Raw genomic sequence first — 17610 nt, forward strand, 5'->3', positions numbered from 1 at the left:
GTCATCGGCACGTGCGGACGCTCGAGTCGCGGCAGATCGGGCGCTGCCTGGGATTACCGGTTTGCGCCGAGGGTCCCTGCTGTCAGCCGTCGCCGACGATCGGGCCGCACGAGGATGTCGACATTGTCGGTCTGCTGCTCGGCGCTACCGACGCCGACCGGAAGTGCACGAACCTCTGGGCTCTCGATGCATTCGAGAACCGCTGGCACCAGGTCACGGCAGAGGTGAAGGTGCGGGCGATCCCAGAAGGGCTCGACCGCTGCCCTCGGCGCCGGCAGCCCGCACTGCCCCTGCATGCGGGCCAGGCCGTTGAGGGCATTGCTGAGCGCTGTTTGACGGTCCTCCCAACTACGGGCCGCGAGGACCAGCCCGAGGTCTGTGGCGATGCTCGAGCACCCCCTCAGGTGGCCGAAGGCCGACCCTCGCCACTTGGCGTACGGCGGCCAGGACCTGGAAAGCATGAAAGCCAGATGGACGGCGATGTCGACGAGTCGCGCGGCGATGACACGCGACCCGAGCTCGTCGCCGCGACCTCCCGCCCGTCCCACGAGGGGCAGCTCCTGGTCCAGGCGCTGCCAGTCGCACGCCACGACGTAGCGCCAAATGTCGTCCGGGTACCAGGTCAACGCCTCACGCAGCCGGGTCAGCTCGCCGGTCTGGTCCTCGAACACAGCGCCAGCGGTGACCTCGAGAGCCGCCTGACCGCTCAGACTCAGCCAGTCGACGACCGATCCGCCTCCGCGTGGGTCGAACCCGAGCTGCTTCTCGACGAACGCGTCAACGCTCATCACGTCGATGCGCAAGCGCTGCGCAGCGTCGCCCGACAAGCCGAATCGAACGGGGCACCCTCGGAACTCGTCGGGCAGTTGGATGTCGAGAACGGACTCGACCTGGCCCCTGCTCGCTTCTGACACGAACAGTTGGAGCCGCAGACCCCAGTCGTGGTCGCGCGATGTCGCATCGTCCAGGCCCAAGACCTCTGACCCCGCTCCGACGCGCGCGGCTGCATACCGCACCTCTGGGGCGGACTCCCGCAGCAGCGGAGCGACCAGTTCCGTGAAGTACGCGCGCGACAGGGCGACGCCCTCGCCGGTCTGAACCACGGAACGATGCTCGCACGAGCCCGCGATCCGGCGGCATCGTCTTCGGGTTGGATCTCGGCATGTCCGCTCGCTCGGACAGCGGCTGATCCGCGAACCTCGTGGGAGTGACGTCGGCACCGTGCGACAGTCCTGACATGACACCGGCAGGCATCGTCGTGCTCATGCTCGTGGTCGCAGTCGTCGTGGCACTCGCGACGCTAACTGCGATCGGTGAGCGGCGAGGAGGAGCACGGTCCGCCGTCGTGGTGCTCGCGGCCCACTTCTTCCCCTTGGCCTGGAGGATCGGTTGGTACACGCACGACGAGGTGCAGAGCCCCAAGGCTTCGTCCTGAGGCCGCGCCGACAGCGGCAGCGGCAGCGGGGGTGACCCACGGGAAAGCGCTGGTGACTGCCGTGGTCCGCTGATGTACTGGTGCGCCACCGTGGGTCTGCCGTTGACGGAGGTAGTCGTTGTGACGGGCTATGAGGCGCTTGCCGAGGTCTACGAGTGGCTCATCTCGGACCCGAAGCTGACGCCGGCCGGCTTCGCCGCGGCGTTCGACGACGTCACTCGTCTCCTCCCGTCAGACGCCCGCGTCCTCGACTGCTCATGTGGGACCGGGCAGCTGGCGGTCGGTCTCGCCGGACTCGGCCTGCAGGTTGTCGCTACCGACGCCAGCGCGGCGATGGTTGGTCGGACCGAGCAGCTGGCTGAGGAGTACGGCGCATCCGTGCGGACGGTCCGATCTGACTGGCATGAGCTGACCGACCAACTCGACGTCGCCAGCTTCGACATGGTGTTCTGCGTGGGCAACTCGCTGCATCATGCCGAGGGGGCGAGAGCCCGGTTCGTCGCGCTGGAGTCGATGTCGCGGCTGCTGCGCCCCGGGGGACGCCTGGTGCTCACCTCCCGTACGTGGGAACTGGTGCGCGCTGGCGGCTCCCGGTTGGACATCGGTCACCATCTGGTCCGGCGGAATGGCCGCGATGCTCTCGTCATCTATCGCTGGGAGATCGCGCCGCACTGGGAGCAGGAGCACCACATCGAGATCGCTGTCGCGGAGGTCGCGGCGGACGGGTCGGTCGATGTCCGCTCCGAGGTGCTGTCGTGCTGGCCGTACCGATACGACGAGCTCGAGTCTGACCTGCACCGTCTCGGCCTCCGGGTCGAGAAGAGCACGTTCGACCCGGAGGCCGAGGGCTACCTGGTGGTGGCGACCAGGCAGTAGGGCGCCGGCATGCGTCCTCAGCCAGCCCAGGTAGCCACCGTCACCAGGGGACGACCCCGGCGTCCTCGAAGAACCCGCCGGTGGGCCCGCCGTCCGGCAGCGTCGCGAGCCGGATGGGCGTGGCCGCGCCCTGCTCGACCGTCCGGACGCCGCGGAAGCCGTTGAGGTCGGTGGCGACGTAGCCGGGGCAGGCCGCGTTGATCAGGATGTGGGTGTCGGCGAGCTCGCGGACGTACTGGAGCATCACGGCGTTGAGGAAGGTCTTCGAGGCCGAGTACGCCGCCGAGATCGGGCCGACGGTGTCCTCGTCCGCGGCTGCGGCCTGCCGGGTCAGCGAGCCGACGCCGCTGGAGACGTTCACGATCCGCGGGGCGGGGGAGCGGCGCAGCATCGGGAGCATGGCGTTGGTGACGCGCATGACGCCGAAGACGTTGGTCTCGAGGACGGTGCGGATGTTGTCGAGGTCGACCCGGGTGGGCTCCTGCGGCAGCACGCCGGTGATGGCCGCGTTGTTGACCAGGACGTCCAGCCCGCCGGCGTACTCCTCGATCACGGCGGCGGCCCTGCGCACGCTCTCGTCGTCGGTGACGTCGAGCGGTACGCCGAACGCGTCGACCCCCGCGGCCATGAGCTTGCCCACGGCGTCCTCCCGTCGCAGGTCGTCGCGGGCGCCGACGCCCACCCGGAGGCCCTGGGCGCCCAGGCCCTCGGCGATCGCGAAGCCGATGCCCTTGTTGGCGCCGGTGATGAGCGCGGTCCTCTTCTGGTCAGTGGTCTCAGTCATGCCTCGATCGTGGCTGCGGGCGAGGTCGGCTCCAACACCACTTGGGTGGGCGGCGATACCCTGGCGGTATGGAAACCCGGGAGCTGCGGTACTTCGTGGCGGTCGCGGAGGAGCTGCACTTCGGCCGTGCCGCCGAGCGGCTCGGGATCGCCCAGCCACCGCTGTCCCGGGCGATCAGCCAGCTGGAGCGGCGCCTCGGAGCGACGCTGCTGGAGCGCACCAGCCGCACGGTCACGCTCACCGAGGCCGGCGCGGTGCTGCTGCGCGAGGGCCGCGCCGCCCTCGACGCTGTGGCCGCGGCCGAGCGCCGGACCCGCCGGGCAGCGGCGGCCCCGCGCGGGCGCACCGGGCTGGTGCTGGCGTCGAAGGCCGGGGCCGCCAACGAGCTGGTCGCCAAGCTGCTGGACCGGTACGCCGCGGAGCCCGGCGCCGTACCCGTCGAGGTGCTGCTGTGCGGTCCGGGGGAGCAGGCGCGGACCCTGCGCGACGGCCGTGCCGACGTAGCGATCCTGCACCTGCCGTACGACGACGTCGTCGGCTTCGACACCGAGCTGCTGATGGCGGAGGACCAGGTGGTGCTGCTCCCCGCCGGGCACCCGCTGACGGCCCGCGACCACGTCCGGCAGGCCGACCTCGATGCGATCGAGCTGCCGGCGCCGCGCTGGCCCGAGGCGGACGGCACCTACCCGGACGGTCCGGGGCCTGCTGTCCGCGACACCGCCCAGCTGCTCCAGCTCATCGGCCTGGGCCGCACCTTCCTGGTGGCGCCGGAGTCGGCGCGGACACAGCTGGCAGGGGACGTGGCCGCCGTACCGCTGGTGGACGCGCCGCCGGTGAGCACGCTCGTCGCGTGGCCGGCGCAGAGCCGGTCCACGGAGCTCGCGGCCTTCGTCAGCACGGCCACGAGCCTCTAGCCCACCCGCCCGGCGAAAACGGGGCGAGAACTGTCCCCGCGACGGCATAGCGTGGGCGGGCCATGACAGCGACCACGACCGCCACCCCCGAGACCGCCCCCTCCGGTCAGCAGCACCCGACGGCTCCCGTGGTCGACCACTCGCGCAGGATCGGCCCGGGGCGGCTCAAGAGCCCGGTGACGATCGTGGCCCTATGCGCGTCGGCGGTGGCCGCGATCGGGATGACGCTGGGCACGGTGGTCGCGGGGCGCCTCGCCGAGGACCCGACCCGGGACCTGGTCTGGCTGCTCGCGCTGTGCGTGATCGGCGCCGCCATCGTCGACACCGCGGGCAAGGTCGCGTGGGTCGGCTGCTCGGACCGAGCGGAGGGCCTGCTCCGCGAGGACCTGCTGCGCGCGGCGCTGAGCCAGCCGCTGTCCGCGCTCAGCGAGCAGGCGGTCGGCGAGGTGCTCGACCGGATCGACGACGACACCCACGAGGTCGGCAACCTCGTCCGCTGGCAGATCTGGATGCTCGCCCGCACCCTCTTCGGCGCGCTGCCGATGTGGGTCGTCGCCGGTCTCACGTGGTGGCCGGCGTTCGTCCTCTTCCCGGTGCTCGCGTGCGTCACCTGGCTGGCGATCCGCTCGCTGCTCGGTGAGATCTCGCGGCGCAAGGTCGTCGAGGAGATGGCCTGGACCGACCACGCCGCCGTGCTCGAGGAGGGCATCGCCGGGCGCGACGACCTGCGCACCAGCCTCGGGCAGGCGCACGTGCTGCGCCGTGTGGCGCGGCTCTCCGCCGACGTGCACGCGAAGTTCCGCGCGGTCGTCCTCGTCGAGAGCCGCCTCGTCCGCCGTGCCGGCCTCCTGCTGCACGGGCTGCTCGCCGGCATCGCGATCGCCGGGGTCGCCCTCACGTCGGGAGGCAGCCTGTCGGTCGCCCAGGTGGTGACGCTGTTCCTGGTCACCTCGACGTTCGTCGGCCAGATCGCGATGGCGGCCAACCACCTGCCGGACCTGCAGGCCGGGCTCGGCGCGGTGATCCGGCTGCGTCAGATGCTCGCCGTCCCGCCCGAGCCCGCGGGCGGCAGCGCGCTTCCCGACGGGCCGCTCGACCTGGAGCTGCGCGGCCTGCACTTCGCGTACGCCGAGGGCGCCTTCGCGCTCCAGGACATCCACCTGCGGGTCCCGCCTGGCCAGACGATCGCGCTGGTCGGTCGCACCGGGTCGGGCAAGTCGACGCTGGCCGCGCTCGTGTCGCGCGCGATGGAGCCGCCGCGCGGCACGGTGTTCCTGGGCGGCGCCGACGTCCGTGACGTCGACCTGCAGGTGCTGCGTCGCGCGGTCGGCGTGGTCACGCAGCGCACGGAGATCCTGGCCGGCACGCTCGCCGAGAACATCACGCTGTTCGCCGACGTGCCGCGCGGCACGGTCGAGGCGGCCGTGGTCGAGCTGGGCCTGGACGCCTGGGTCGCCGGCCTGCCGGACGGTCTCGACACCCTCCTCGGCCCCGGCGGCACCTCGCTGTCGGCGGGCGAGGAGCAGCTCGTGGCCTTCGCGCGCCTGCTGGTGCGCGACGTGCGGGTGGTCGTCCTCGACGAGGCGACCGCGCGGATGGACCCGCTCACCGAGGCCCGGGTGGTCGCCGCGGCGGACCGGCTGCTTGCCGACCGCACCGGCATCCTTGTCGCGCACCGGCTCTCCACGATCGAGCGGGCTCCGCTGGTCGCGGTGCTCGACCGGGGCCGCGTGGTCCAGGCGGGCCCGCGCGCCGAGCTCGCAACCGTCCCCGGCAGGTTCCGCGACCTGCTCGAGGCCAGCCGCACCGAGCCCGGCGGCGACCTGCCCGCCGGCGCGGGCGTCGACGCCCAGGGCAGCGCCGCCGCCGAGCTGTCCGAGCTATCGGAGCTCTCGGGGCCGGACCCCACCGGTGTCGGGGTACGCCGGCGCTCCGGGCCACCCCCTGAGGTCGAGGAGGTCGGCACCGGACCCTCGCTGGCCCGCGGCATCGCGCACGCGCTCGCGGTGCGCCCGACCTGGGGCGTCATGGGCGCCGTACTGTTCCTGCTCGCCTCGCTCACCGGAGCCCAGGGTGCCGTCACCGGCCTGCTGTGGGGGCGCGTCGTCGAGGACCTGGGCCAAGGCGGCAGCCCCACCTGGCTGACCGGCGCCGTCGTGGTCAGCCTGCTCGCCGCGCCGGTCCTGCTGGCCAACGCCTTCTACCGCTACCCGCGCTGGTGGATCGAGGTCATGCTGCGGGCCCGGATGGCCGTGCTCCAGGGCCAGACCCAGGAGCGCCGGCTCGTCCGCACCCCACCCGGCGAGGTCGTGGCCCGGTCGATGGACGCCGACCGCTACGCGCGGTACGCCGACCGGTGGGTCGACTTCCTCAACGGACTGGTGATCGCCAGCGTGACCGCGGTGCTGGCCGGCACCTGGGTGGCCGGAGCCGTCCTGCTCGCCGTGATGCTCACCTCGGCGCTCGCCTCGACGCTGGGCCGGCCGATCGCGGGCCGCTCGGCCGCCGCGTCCTCGACCGCGCGGGCAGGCTTCGGGCGCGCGCTCGTCTCGGCGCTCGACTCGGTGCGCACCGTCAAGCTCGCGGCCGCGATCCCCGAGGTCCACGCCCACCTGCGCCGCGTGGACTCGGGCCGCGTCGCCGCCGCAGTCAAGGAGCACCGGGTCCAGGCCGTCCTCGACGGCGTCCCCATGGTGATGGTCCAGGGCGGCGTCGTGACCGCGTGGGCGATCTACTTCGCCGACGGGTGGAGCCTCGCGATCGCGCTGCTCGTCGCCAACGCGGTCGGCGGCTTCGACTGGTTCGGCCGCGTCGCCGGGATGGTGGTCACGGAGGCGCCGGGGACCCGCGCCTGGCAGAAGGAGACCAGCCGGTTCGCGAGCGGCGCCGACCTGATGGACCTCCCGCCGGGGGTCGACCTGCTCAGCGGGGAGGCACCGGAGCCGGCGCCGGTCCGTCGCGTGTCGCTCGAGCGCCTCGAGCTCGCGGGGTTCTCGGCGATCCACGACGACGGGACCATCGGCGTGAGCAATGTCGACCTGACCGTCGAGGCCGGCGAGCTGGTGCTGCTGGTCGGGCAGGTCGGCTCGGGCAAGTCCAGCCTGCTGTCGGCGCTCGCCGGGCTGATCGAGCACTCCGGCGGGCTGCGCTGGAACGGCCAGGAGGTCACCGATCCGCAGGGCTTCCTGCGGCCCGCCCAGGTCGCCCACGTCGCCCAAGTGCCGCGGGTGCTGTCCGGGACGTTCTCCGACAACGTCCTGCTCAGCCACCGGCGTGCCTTCGACGACCCGGTCGCCGCCGCCCGCCTGGACCGCGACATCGAGGAGGCCGGCGGCAAGGACGCGCTCGTCGGTCACCGAGGCGTCCGGCTGTCCGGCGGTCAGGTCCAGCGGCTCGCGCTCGCGCGGGCACTGGCGGCCGACGCCGAGCTCCTTCTGGCAGACGACGTCTCCAGCGCACTCGACGCGGCCACCGAGATCGAGCTCTGGGACGCGCTGCGCGAGCGGCGAACGACGGTGATCGGCGCCTCCGCCAAGCGGGCCGCCCTCGCCCGCGCCGACCGGGTCGTCGTCCTCGTCGACGGCGCCGTCGCCGCCGTCGGTCCCTGGAGGGAGATCGGCTCCACCTGGGGTCACCTCGCCGGCTGACGCCGACGAAGCGGGAGTCGGCCCGCCCAGCCGGTAGATTCGCTCGGTGCCCGACACCCGCCCCCGACGTACCTTCGCCGTGATCAGCCACCCCGACGCGGGCAAGTCCACGCTCACCGAGGCCCTCGCGCTGCACGCACGCGTGATCACCGAGGCCGGCGCCGTGCACGGCAAGGGAGACCGGCGCGCGACCGTGTCCGACTGGATGGCCATGGAGAAGGCGCGCGGCATCTCGATCACGTCGGCCGCACTGCAGTTCGTCTACCGCGACCACGTGGTCAACCTCGTCGACACCCCGGGGCACAGCGACTTCTCCGAGGACACCTACCGGGTGCTGTCCGCGGTCGACTCCGCGGTGATGCTGGTCGACGCGGGCAAGGGGCTCGAGCCGCAGACGCTCAAGCTGTTCAAGGTCTGTGCGCTGCGCGGCATCCCGGTGATCACGGTCATCAACAAGTGGGACCGGCCCGGGCTGTCGGCGCTCGAGCTGATGGACCTGATCCAGGAGAAGATCAAGCTCCGGCCCACGCCCCTCACCTGGCCGGTGGGGGAGGCCGGCGACTTCCGCGGGGTCGTGGACCGGCGTACCGGCGAGTTCGTGAAGTACACGCGTACGCCGGGCGGCGCCACCCGCGCCCCCGAGCGGCGGCTGACCGCGGACCTGGTCGAGGAGGCCGACGCGGCCTGCTGGGCGGCGGCGATCGAGGAGCACGAGCTGCTCACCCTCGACGAGGCAGACCACGACCAGAAGCGGTTCCTGGCGGGGGAGACCACGCCGGTGATGTTCGCCTCGGCGCTGCAGAACTTCGGCGTCGCGCAGCTGCTCGACCTGCTGCTCGACCTGGCCCCCGGTCCGAGCGCGACCGAGGGGGTCGACGGGTCGGTCCGCCGGGTCGATGACGACTTCAGTGCGTTCGTCTTCAAGGTGCAGTCCGGGATGAACACCGCGCACCGCGACCGGCTCGCCTACGCCCGGGTCGTCTCGGGGACGTTCGAGCGCGGCATGGTCGTCACCCACGCGACGACCGGGCGTCCGTTCACGACGAAGTTCGCCCAGGCCGTGTTCGGACGCGAGACCACCTCGGTCGAGCACGCCGAGCCCGGCGACATCATCGGCTTCGTCAACGCGCAGGCCCTGCACGTGGGCGACACCGTGTACGTCGGCGAGCCCATCGAGTACCCGCCCGTCCCCAGCTTCGCCCCCGAGCACTTCGTGACCGCCAGCGCCGGCGACATCGGCCGCTACAAGCAGTTCCGCCGGGGCATCGAGCAGCTCGACCAGGAGGGCGTGGTCCAGGTGCTGCGATCCGACCTGCGGGGCGACCAGAACCCGGTCCTGGCGGCTGTCGGCCCGATGCAGTTCGAGGTGGTCGAGGACCGGATGACGAACGAGTTCAACGCTCCCATCCGGTTCTCCCGGCTGGACTACCAGGTGGCCCGACGCACCGACGCCGCCGGCGCCGCCGCGCTGTCCGGGATGCGCGGCGTCGAAGTGCTCGAGCGCAGCGACGGCACGCGGATGGCGCTGTTCGTCGACCAATGGCGGGCGATGGTCACGGCTCGGGACAACCCCGACATCATGCTCGAGGCGCTGCCGGCCGGCGGCAGCTGACCGTCGTCGGGAACCGTCGGGGCGCAGACGGCGTCCTACGGGCATGAGTCGGTGGGCGTGGATCGGCGGCGTACTCCTGGCGATCGTGCTGCTCGGTGGCTGTCTCAGCACCGACTCCGGCACCGGCAACGGCGGTGACTGCGAGAGCCACTACGTGCCGGTGGCCAGTGCTCCCACGTGGGATGCCCTGGAGGACGCGATGCTCGCCACCGAGGACTGGGGCGCGGTCGCATCGGTGCGGACGCAGGCGCGCGGGGAGGACATCGGACTGGGGGACCAGGACGTCGTCCGCATCGTCGACCTGCTCAACCGCAACGGCCGGCGCCTGGCCCAGGCCGAGGTGTGGCGCACGGGCGACGGCGGGTGGGCCGCCGGTGTCTGGAGCCAGTGCATCGACTGACGGTCTCGGGCCGGGGTCAGTCCGCGAGGATGACCTGGGCCAGCTGGGCGGCCATCGCGGCGAGGTCGAGGCCCAGAGCCGCCGGCGTCACCACCACCTCGGTCTGGACCCGCCCCGGCTCCCGGGCGGACCACCAGGCAGGCAGGCCGACGCCGTGCGCCTCGATCGCCTCCACCGTGCGCTCGTTGACCGCGTCGGCGTCACCGGCGGCGTACAGCAGGAACTGATTGGTCTGCGGCCGGCCCGGCTGCACGGTGATCGTCGCCGGCAGCGCCGCCGCGAACGCCTGGGCCCACGCCACCGTCTGCGGGATCAGCGGCAGCCGGTCGCGCAGACCGACGAGCGCGGCCACGGCCTCCGCGGTGACGCGGTACGTCGTCCCGCCCAGCCGGCGGCGCCACCGCCGGGCCTCGGCGACGACGTCCGCCGACCCGAGCAGCGCCGCCCCGGCCAGCCCGCCGAGGCCCTTGTAGAACGAGACGTACGTCGAGTCCGCCTGGGCGGCGATCTCGGCGAAGGAGTGGTCGAACCACGGCTGCGCCTCCCAGATCCGCGCGCCGTCGACGTGCAGCGCCACCCCACGCTCACGGCAGGCGCCGGACAGCTCCCGCAGCTCGTCCCAGGTGGGCAGCAGGCAGCCGGCGTCGCGCAGCGGCAGCTCGACCAGGACGGCCCCGAGCCGCCCCGGCAACGCAGCGACATGAGCAGCGGTGGGCACCTCGAACCCGCGGGTCAGGAACAGGATCTCCAGGTCGTGCAGCACCCGCGGCCCGTCCTCCTCGTGCACGAGCAGGTGGCTGAGGTCCGGCATCGCGACCCGCAGACTGCCCGCCCGATCGCAGTGCACGCGCAGCGCCGCCTGCTGCGCCATCACCCCGCTCGGGAAGAAGGCCGCAGCCTCGACCCCGAACCGCTCGACCAGGTCGTCCTCGAGACGGCGTACGGCGCCGCCCTCGCCGTACCAGTCCCAGGCGTCGATCCCGAGATCCTCGCAGGCGCGTGCGAGGGCGGAGAACACCTCGGCCGGAGATCGCGGGCTCTGGCCCGACACCGCTCGCTCGCACCGTCTCGCGGCGTCTCGGACTCGTGTCACCAGCTCCTCGGAGGGCACGACCGCACCCTACGCGGCGCGGCTCAACCGGAGGCCTCGACCGGTCGGCGTCGGTGCCCGCGGTGCTCGCTAGAGCTTCGACATCTTGTGGAACGGCCGCGCGACGCGCACGGTCTGCGCGCCGAAGTTGACGGTCACCGCTGCGGTGTCCACGTGGGTCACCCGACCCATTCCGTAGGAGTCGTGAGAGACGAGATCGTCGACCTCGAACTCCTCGACGATGGGCTCGGGATCCGGTCGGAAGGGGCTGCTCGCCAGGTGGCGGCGTCCCCGCGCTTGATTCGTCATCACCGTCAGTATCGCAGGTGCGGACGCCTCCAGCGATTGGACCGTGCAAATCGATGGAGGCGCGCCCCGATCATGACGAGATCAGGCGATGACGGCGTCGATCGTCTTCTTCAGTGCACCCGGCTGGGAGGGCTTGCGGGGCGCCTTCTTGCGCGCCTCGGCCATCTCGGCGCCGATCTCCTGGAGGGTCTTGCGGCCCAGCGCCTCGCGGACCTGCGGGAACCACTCGTCCTCCTCCTCCTCGATGTGGTGGCGCACGTTCTCGATCAGGACGGTCGTCTTGGCGGTGAACCGCTCGTCGTCGGGCTTCATCGCGACCAGCTCCATGACGAGGACGTCGGCGACGTGGTGCTCCTCATACGACTCCAGCACGTCGTCCTCGAGGTCCGGCACCAGCTCCCGCACGCGGGGGTACATGACCTCGTTCTCGATGTAGGTGTGCACCGTGAGCAGCTCGACGATCTTGTCGACGAGCTTGCCCTTGGTCTTCACCGCGGCGTCGCCGGCGGCCTCGAAGTCGCGGAACGCGCGGAGGATCTCCTTGTGGTCGTTCTTGAGCATGACGATCGCGTCAGTGGACATCGCTGATTCTCCTGGGCTCGGCGTGGTCTTGATGGCGGCAGGTGCCGCGCACGGTGCGTACCCAGCGGACGTCCGCTTCACGTGTGAGTTGCCCCGAAGCCGGGCACCCTGATCGGCGTGCCCGTGCTGTCACTCGTCTACCCGTGGCCTGCAAAGGGCCGTGCCGACCGGCCCACCGACGAGGACGAGGTCGCAGATGTGGCGATCCGGGCCTGCCGCTCGGTCGCGGAGCTTTACAGCGAGGCCCTCGGCGAGCTCGGCTTCACCAGCAAGGTCACCGAGCTGCGGATCTTCACCCGCCACGACCCGGACCTCGACGAGGTGCGCGTCACGGTGTCCGTGGACCCTGTCCGCGAGGGGTGCGAGGTCGGCCATGTGAGCGTACCCACCGGATTCCTCGCCCACAGCCCGCGAGTCAGGGCAGAGATGCTGCTCGAGGCCGTGCACGGGATTGTGACCCGGCTGGCGCTCGCGCGTGGCTGGGATGCCGATGCTCTGGAGGCGTGTCGACGTCACTGCCTCGACCGTGGGCTGGAGTATCGGTGGAGCTCGGCGCCGAAGGTGTCCCCGGACCGACGGCACGTGGCGCAGGCCGCGTTCCGGCTGGCGCCGGACGGGTACGGCCGTGTGCGGCTGCTGGTCACCCGGCGCGACGACGGCGTTCTGGTCGCGTCCTCGGACGAGGCTCTGGCGTTCTGCACCAGCGAGGGCTTCCGGCGGGCGGCGAGGTCGATGCGCTGGCACGGCAAGGACCGGGTCGCCGTGGTGCCTTACGACTTCGTGCCCGCGATCCGTGGGGGAGAGCTGAGCCTCTCGCGCGTGAACGACTCGTGGCGCGGCACGGTCGCGGACTACCTGAGCGTCCGGCCGGTCCCGGAGGGCGACCCCGCGCTGCCGCCTCTGACGGTTCGGGTCGAGGGGCGCGGCGCGACCGCGATTGAACAGCCGCCGGACGTCTCGTTCGTGGGGGGCGGCCCGATCGAGAGCCTCTGGACCAGGCGATTCCACCGCGCCTTCAGCGCTGAGATGGATCGGTTGGGGTCGCCGTCGGGTCACGTCTGGTGGGCCGGGTCGGGTATCCGCCTGCTCGAGGTCCAGATCTGGTACGGCGGGGACCGCGCCCGAGTCAGGAGTCGTCGCAGCGATCAGCGGCTGCGGGTCTTCGTGGACCAGCCCGACCTGTCGGCGTCGGACCGGGACCCCGCGACCCGGGCCAGGCAGGTCGCCGAGAGCGTCGTGGCGCTCGTGCGCCGGCGGACCGGCCTGGGGCCCCTTCCGGAACTCGAGTTCCCGTCGTCAGCGGGTTCGCGGCTCCCATGATGGCCGCTCGGGTCCGGGGGATCAGTCGCGCAGCAGGAGTTTGACCGCGACCTCGATCTGCTGGCCGGTCTCGGCGGCGGAGTTGCGGCCGGTGACCCAACCGACGAGCGCGGAGAGCCAGACGTCGCCGATCACCTTGGCGATCGCGATATCCTCGTCGGTGACCTCGTCGTGGCCCTCGGGCCGCATCACGCGGGTGAGCATCGAGGTGAGCAGCATGCCGACCTGGTGGATCTCGGCCTGCACGGAGGCGTCGGCGAACATGAACGCGCGGGTCAGCGCCTCGGTGAGCTTGGGGTCGCTCTGCATGCCGCGGGTGGTGCGCTTGAGCACCGTGATCACCCGCTCGGCGGTGGTGTCGCCCTCGATGGGCTTGTCGCGCAGCGCGACCTCGGTGCGCTCGAACTCGCGCTGGAGCGCGGAGACCAGCAGGTGGATCTTCGAGGGGAAGTAGCGGTAGAGCGTGCCGAGAGCGACGTCCGCCTGCTCGGCGACGGCGCGCATCTGGACGGCGTCGAAGCCGCCCTGGGATGCGAGCGCGATCGTCGCGTCGAGGATGCGCTTGCGTCGGTCCCGCTGGGCTGCTGAGCCCAGATCCTCGACCGCCAGCGAGTTGGCGCTGCTCACACGGACCCCCTGACGGGTTGGATGACGATCGGGACGACCCCGGTCCGCTCGAGTTTAGAGACTGACGACTGCCCCGTGCATATCGGCGGCTACGCTACCAATGCGTAGTCTAAAATCGGAACACGTTCCAGTTTGCCCGGCACGGCGTGTCCCACGCATCCGGCCAACCCTCCGGCACCGCCGGAGGTCGAGAGAAAGGGTGCGGATGCGGGTCGCACTGTTGTCCTACCGGAGCAAGCCCCACTGCGGCGGTCAGGGCATCTACATCCGGCACCTGAGCCGTGAGCTCGTCAACCTCGGCCACTCCGTCGAGGTCTTCTCCGGTCAGCCCTACCCGGACCTCGACGAGGGCGTGACGCTCACCAAGCTGCCGAGCCTCGACCTCTACCGCGAGCCGGACCCGTTCCGGGTGCCCAAGCTCAAGGAGTTCCGCGACCGCATCGACGTCGAGGAGTTCGCCACGATGTGCGCGGCCGGGTTCCCCGAACCCAAGACGTTCAGCCTGCGCGCGGCCCGGGCGCTGCGCGACCGCGTCGACGAGTTCGACATCGTGCACGACAACCAGGTGCTCGGCTACGGCATGCTCGAGATCGAGAAGATGGGGCTGCCGCTGATCACCACGCTGCACCACCCGATCACCTTCGACCGGCGCATCGACATCGGCTCCACCCGCAACCCGTGGCGCAAGTTCACGCTCAGCCGCTGGTACGGCTTCCTGAAGATGCAGGGCCGGGTCGCGCGCCAGGCGCGCAAGATCATGACCCCGTCGGAGACGTCCAAGCGCGACATCGTCAAGGACTTCGGGGTCGACCCCGACCGCATGCAGGTGATCCTGCTCGGCGTCGACGACGGGTTCGTGCCGCCCACCAAGCCCCGCGTCCCGGGCCGCATCCTCGCGATGGCCAGCGCCGACGCGCCGATGAAGGGCATCGCCACGCTGCTCGAGGCGTTCGCCAAGCTGCGCACCGAGCGCGACCTCGAGCTGCTGCTCGTCACCAAGCCGACGCCCGGCGGCCGCACCGAGCGGCTCATCGACAAGCTCTCGATCGGCGACGCGGTGCGCTTCGTGCACGGCGTCACCGAGGCCGAGCTGGTCGAGCTGATGGGCTCGGCCGAGATCGCCTGCGTGCCCTCGCTCTACGAGGGCTTCTCGCTGCCGACCGCCGAGCTGATGGCCTGCGCCACCCCGCTCGTGGTCTCGCGCGCCGGCGCGATCCCCGAGGTCGTCGGCCCCGACGGCCTCTGCTCCGACCTCGTGACCCCCGGCGACGTGGGCGAGCTGACCGCCGCGATCGCGGCGCTGCTCGACGACCCCGAGCGGCGGGCGCGGTACGGCGCCGCCGGCCGCCAGCGCGTCGACGAGCTGTTCAGCTGGCGCGCCGTGGCGCAGAAAGTCGCGGCGGCGTACGAAGAAGTGATCGAGGACTACCAGTCCGAGAAGCAGAAGGAGACCGCGCGTGCTGACCGTTGACTTCGACCGGCTCGGCCTCCAGCCCGGTGAGCGGGTGCTCGACATGGGTGCCGGCGGTGGCCGGCACGCGTTCGAGATGTACCGCCGCGGAGCGGACGTCGTCGCGTTCGACATGGACGCCGACGAGCTCGCCGGCGTGCTGGAGATCTTCGGCGCGATGAAGGAGAACGGCGAGGTGCCCGCGGGCGCCAGCGCCGACATCAAGCAGGGCGACGCCCTCGAGCTGCCGTTCGCTGACGGGGAGTTCGACCGGATCGTCGCCGCCGAGGTGCTCGAGCACATCCACGACGACGTCACCGCGATCAAGGAGCTGGTCCGCGTGCTGCGCCCGGGCGGCACCCTGGCGATCTCGGTGCCGCGCTGGCTGCCCGAGGTCGTCAACTGGCGGCTGTCCGACGAGTACCACAACGCCCCGGGTGGCCACATCCGCATCTACACCGACCACGAGCTGATCGACAAGGTCACCAAGGCCGGGAAGCTCAACGACGGCGAGCCCGGCGACGCGATGATCTGCGAGGGCAAGGACTACGCCCACGGCCTGCACGCGCCGTACTGGTGGATCAAGTGCGCGGTCGGCGTCAACAACGAGGAGCACTTCCTCGCCCGGACCTATCACAAGCTCCTGGTGTGGGAGATCATGAAGCAGCCCCGGACGCTCCAGCTGGCCGGCAAGGTGCTCGACCCGCTGATCGGCAAGAGCATGGTGCTGTACTTCCGCAAGCCCCTCGGCGGCGCCCGTGACTGACTCCGACACCGGGCTCGCGCGCATCCCGTACGTCGAGGGGGTGCTGAGCGCCGAGCACGTCGCCGAGACCGCGGCGACGATCGCGGCCATGCAGGAGGACTGCGGCTCCGTGCCGTGGACGACCGGCGAGCACACCGACGTCTGGAACCACGTCGAGGCCGCGATGGCGATGCTCGTCGGCGGCCAGGTCGAGGCCGCCGAGCGCGCCTACGCCTGGGTCCCGACCGTGCAGCGACCCGACGGCTCGGTGCCGATGAAGATCGTGGGCGGCGTGGTCGAGGACAACCGCGGCGAGGTCAACATGACGGCGTACCTCGCCGTCGGCGTGTGGCACCACTGGCTGGTACGCCGCGACATCGGCTTCGTGCAGCAGTACTGGCCGACCGTCCGCGCGGGCCTGGACTGGGTCGTCTCCCAGCAGCTGCCGTTCGGCGGCATCAACTGGACGCCCACCGAGTCGTTCGCGCTGCTGGCCGGGTGCTCGAGCATCTACCACTCGCTGCGCGCCGGCGTCGCGCTCGCCGACCTGCTCGACGATCCCCAGCCGGAGTGGGAGCTCGCCGGCGGCCGCCTGGGCCACGCGCTGCGCGAGCACCGCGACCTGTTCGCCGACAAGGCGATGTACTCCATGGACTGGTACTACCCCGTGCTCGGCGGGGCGGTGCGCGGGCGCGACGCGTTCGAGATGCTCGAGACCCGCTGGGACGAGTTCGTCGTGCCGGGCCTCGGCATCCACTGCATCGACGCCAACCCCTGGGTCACCGGCGCCGAGACGTGCGAGCTCGCGATGGCGCTCGACGGGCTCGGCGACCACCGCCGGGCGCTGGCGCTGCTCGCCGACATGCAGCACCTGCGCGACCCGGACGGCCGGTACTGGACCGGCTGGGTCTATGCGAGCCCCGGCGACCCCGGCTCCGCCGACGAGCCGCGCGACGTGCACTGGCCGGTCGAGCACACGACGTACACGGCCGCCGCGGTGATCCTGGCCGTCGACGCGCTCGGCGAGGTCGGCGGGCACAGCACGGCCGGCTCGGGCATCTACCGGGGCACCTCGCTGGCGCCGCACTTCACCGAGCTCGCGCTCGAGTGCGGCTGCCCCTCAGCCGACGAGCTGTCCAGCGTCACCGGCGGTCCGGCGTAGCACCCGCATCGAGCCCAGCGCCTCCACCTCGGTGAAGGCGCCGCTCTCAAGCGCGCGCAGGAACACGTGGTACGGCGGCTGCCCGCCGTCGGCCGGGTCCGGGAACACGTCGTGGATCACCAGCAGCCCGTCGCGCACCAGCCAGTGCGCCCAGCCGGTGTAGTCGTTCTGCGCGTGCTCCTCGGCGTGCCCGCCGTCGATGAACAGCATCGACAGGGGCGTCCGCCAGTGGGTGCTCACCGTGGTGCTGCGGCCGATCACCGCGACCACCTGGTCCTCGAGGCCCGCGGCCGCGATCGTGCGGCGGAACACCGGCAGCGTGTCCATCAGCCCGGTCTCGGGGTCGACCAGCGTCGGGTCGTGGTGCTCCCACCCGGCCTGGTTCTCCTCCGAGCCGCGGTGGTGGTCGACGGTGAACACGACCGCCTGGGGACCGCCGACGATGCGGGCGGCCGCGCCCAGGTAGATCGCGGACTTGCCGCAGTAGGTGCCGACCTCCAGCACCGGCCCGTGGGGGAGCCGGTCGAGCGCCACCCGGTGCAGCAGCAGGCCCTCGTCCTCGGGCATGAAGCCCTTCGCGGCCAGGGCGTGGGTCAGCCAGTCGTCGGTCACCCGCGCACTCTAGTAGAGTTGGAACACGTTCTAGATTTCGAGACG

17 protein-coding genes are annotated in these 17610 nt (G+C 71.8%); 10 read left to right on the plus strand and 7 right to left on the minus strand.

Going from position 1 to position 17610, the window contains the following annotated elements:
- Window positions 1-53: 53 nt before the first annotated feature.
- Window positions 54-1103: a DUF4037 domain-containing protein gene (locus QQZ14_RS16095; protein ID WP_284535372.1), complete on the minus strand. Its 1050-nt coding sequence runs from the start codon at window positions 1101-1103 to the stop codon at window positions 54-56.
- Between the two features lie 134 nt (window positions 1104-1237).
- Here QQZ14_RS16095 and QQZ14_RS16100 point away from each other — a divergent pair, with 134 nt between their 5' ends.
- Window positions 1238-1435 (plus strand): hypothetical protein, encoded by a 198-nt coding sequence (locus QQZ14_RS16100; RefSeq protein WP_284535373.1) that lies wholly within the window; start codon window positions 1238-1240, stop codon window positions 1433-1435.
- Window positions 1436-1525: 90 nt separating this feature from the next.
- Window positions 1526-2311 carry a class I SAM-dependent methyltransferase gene (locus tag QQZ14_RS16105; RefSeq protein ID WP_284535374.1) on the plus strand — a complete coding sequence of 262 codons (786 nt, stop codon included), beginning with the start codon at window positions 1526-1528 and terminating at the stop codon, window positions 2309-2311.
- A gap of 40 nt (window positions 2312-2351) precedes the next feature.
- Here QQZ14_RS16105 and QQZ14_RS16110 read toward each other — a convergent pair whose 3' ends face one another.
- Window positions 2352-3095, minus strand: a complete 744-nt coding sequence (locus QQZ14_RS16110; protein WP_284535376.1) for an SDR family oxidoreductase — start codon at window positions 3093-3095, stop codon at window positions 2352-2354.
- A gap of 68 nt (window positions 3096-3163) precedes the next feature.
- Between QQZ14_RS16110 and QQZ14_RS16115 the strand changes: the two genes are divergently transcribed.
- From QQZ14_RS16115 to QQZ14_RS16130, 4 genes are all read left to right on the plus strand, one after another.
- Complete coding sequence (locus QQZ14_RS16115; protein ID WP_284535378.1) at window positions 3164-4009, plus strand: LysR family transcriptional regulator; 846 nt, start codon at window positions 3164-3166, stop codon at window positions 4007-4009.
- A 62-nt stretch (window positions 4010-4071) separates the two neighbouring features.
- Window positions 4072-7656 (plus strand): ATP-binding cassette domain-containing protein, encoded by a 3585-nt coding sequence (locus QQZ14_RS16120; RefSeq protein ID WP_284535379.1) that lies wholly within the window; start codon window positions 4072-4074, stop codon window positions 7654-7656.
- Window positions 7657-7702: 46 nt separating this feature from the next.
- Complete coding sequence (locus QQZ14_RS16125; RefSeq protein WP_284535380.1) at window positions 7703-9268, plus strand: peptide chain release factor 3; 1566 nt, start codon at window positions 7703-7705, stop codon at window positions 9266-9268.
- 43 nt (window positions 9269-9311) lie between these two features.
- On the plus strand, window positions 9312-9668 hold the full coding sequence (locus QQZ14_RS16130; RefSeq protein WP_284535381.1) for a hypothetical protein: 357 nt from the start codon (window positions 9312-9314) through the stop codon (window positions 9666-9668).
- A gap of 16 nt (window positions 9669-9684) precedes the next feature.
- Here QQZ14_RS16130 and QQZ14_RS16135 read toward each other — a convergent pair whose 3' ends face one another.
- The 3 genes from QQZ14_RS16135 to QQZ14_RS16145 all read right to left on the minus strand — a co-directional run bounded on the left by QQZ14_RS16135 (window position 9685) and on the right by QQZ14_RS16145 (window position 11649).
- The gene (locus QQZ14_RS16135) at window positions 9685-10719 is read right to left on the minus strand and encodes a threonine aldolase family protein (RefSeq protein ID WP_284535382.1); all 1035 of its coding nucleotides are present in this window, start codon (window positions 10717-10719) and stop codon (window positions 9685-9687) included.
- 129 nt (window positions 10720-10848) lie between these two features.
- Complete coding sequence (locus QQZ14_RS16140; RefSeq protein ID WP_284535383.1) at window positions 10849-11067, minus strand: hypothetical protein; 219 nt, start codon at window positions 11065-11067, stop codon at window positions 10849-10851.
- An 81-nt stretch (window positions 11068-11148) separates the two neighbouring features.
- Window positions 11149-11649, minus strand: coding sequence for a hemerythrin domain-containing protein (locus QQZ14_RS16145; RefSeq protein WP_284535384.1), 501 nt, complete (start codon window positions 11647-11649; stop codon window positions 11149-11151).
- A 117-nt stretch (window positions 11650-11766) separates the two neighbouring features.
- On the opposite strand from QQZ14_RS16145, the gene QQZ14_RS16150 reads away from it, so the two are divergent.
- The gene (locus tag QQZ14_RS16150) at window positions 11767-12969 is read left to right on the plus strand and encodes a hypothetical protein (RefSeq protein ID WP_284535385.1); all 1203 of its coding nucleotides are present in this window, start codon (window positions 11767-11769) and stop codon (window positions 12967-12969) included.
- Between the two features lie 21 nt (window positions 12970-12990).
- On the opposite strand, the gene QQZ14_RS16155 is transcribed toward QQZ14_RS16150, so the two are convergent.
- On the minus strand, window positions 12991-13596 hold the full coding sequence (locus QQZ14_RS16155) for a TetR family transcriptional regulator (RefSeq protein WP_284535386.1): 606 nt from the start codon (window positions 13594-13596) through the stop codon (window positions 12991-12993).
- 205 nt (window positions 13597-13801) lie between these two features.
- Between QQZ14_RS16155 and QQZ14_RS16160 the strand changes: the two genes are divergently transcribed.
- The 3 genes from QQZ14_RS16160 to QQZ14_RS16170 are packed head-to-tail and all read left to right on the plus strand — an operon-like array spanning window position 13802 to window position 16953.
- Window positions 13802-15067 (plus strand): glycosyltransferase family 4 protein, encoded by a 1266-nt coding sequence (locus tag QQZ14_RS16160; protein WP_284535387.1) that lies wholly within the window; start codon window positions 13802-13804, stop codon window positions 15065-15067.
- Entirely contained in the window at window positions 15054-15812 is a 759-nt protein-coding gene (locus QQZ14_RS16165; protein ID WP_284535388.1) for a class I SAM-dependent methyltransferase, read from the plus strand. Before QQZ14_RS16160 ends, QQZ14_RS16165 begins: the two co-directional genes overlap by 14 nt.
- Window positions 15805-16953: a prenyltransferase gene (locus tag QQZ14_RS16170; RefSeq protein WP_284535389.1), complete on the plus strand. Its 1149-nt coding sequence runs from the start codon at window positions 15805-15807 to the stop codon at window positions 16951-16953. Before QQZ14_RS16165 ends, QQZ14_RS16170 begins: the two co-directional genes overlap by 8 nt.
- Here QQZ14_RS16170 and QQZ14_RS16175 read toward each other — a convergent pair.
- Window positions 16912-17565 carry a class I SAM-dependent methyltransferase gene (locus tag QQZ14_RS16175; RefSeq protein WP_284535390.1) on the minus strand — a complete coding sequence of 218 codons (654 nt, stop codon included), beginning with the start codon at window positions 17563-17565 and terminating at the stop codon, window positions 16912-16914. The genes QQZ14_RS16170 and QQZ14_RS16175 overlap by 42 nt on opposite strands.
- Between the last annotated feature and the right edge of the window lie 45 nt (window positions 17566-17610).

This window comes from Nocardioides sp. T2.26MG-1 (genome assembly GCF_950101795.1).
GTDB lineage: Bacteria > Actinomycetota > Actinomycetes > Propionibacteriales > Nocardioidaceae > Nocardioides.

What these genes read in the sequence shown, in the direction of transcription:
- QQZ14_RS16130 (WP_284535381.1), top strand. Translation starts at nt 9,312, where the DNA reads ATGAGTCGGTGGGCGTGGATCGGCGGCGTACTCCTGGCGATCGTGCTG.
- QQZ14_RS16145 (WP_284535384.1), bottom strand. Translation starts at nt 11,649, where the DNA reads ATGTCCACTGACGCGATCGTCATGCTCAAGAACGACCACAAGGAGATC.
- QQZ14_RS16160 (WP_284535387.1), top strand. Translation starts at nt 13,802, where the DNA reads ATGCGGGTCGCACTGTTGTCCTACCGGAGCAAGCCCCACTGCGGCGGT.
- QQZ14_RS16115 (WP_284535378.1), top strand. Translation starts at nt 3,164, where the DNA reads ATGGAAACCCGGGAGCTGCGGTACTTCGTGGCGGTCGCGGAGGAGCTG.
- QQZ14_RS16120 (WP_284535379.1), top strand. Translation starts at nt 4,072, where the DNA reads ATGACAGCGACCACGACCGCCACCCCCGAGACCGCCCCCTCCGGTCAG.
- QQZ14_RS16100 (WP_284535373.1), top strand. Translation starts at nt 1,238, where the DNA reads ATGACACCGGCAGGCATCGTCGTGCTCATGCTCGTGGTCGCAGTCGTC.
- QQZ14_RS16110 (WP_284535376.1), bottom strand. Translation starts at nt 3,095, where the DNA reads ATGACTGAGACCACTGACCAGAAGAGGACCGCGCTCATCACCGGCGCC.
- QQZ14_RS16140 (WP_284535383.1), bottom strand. Translation starts at nt 11,067, where the DNA reads ATGACGAATCAAGCGCGGGGACGCCGCCACCTGGCGAGCAGCCCCTTC.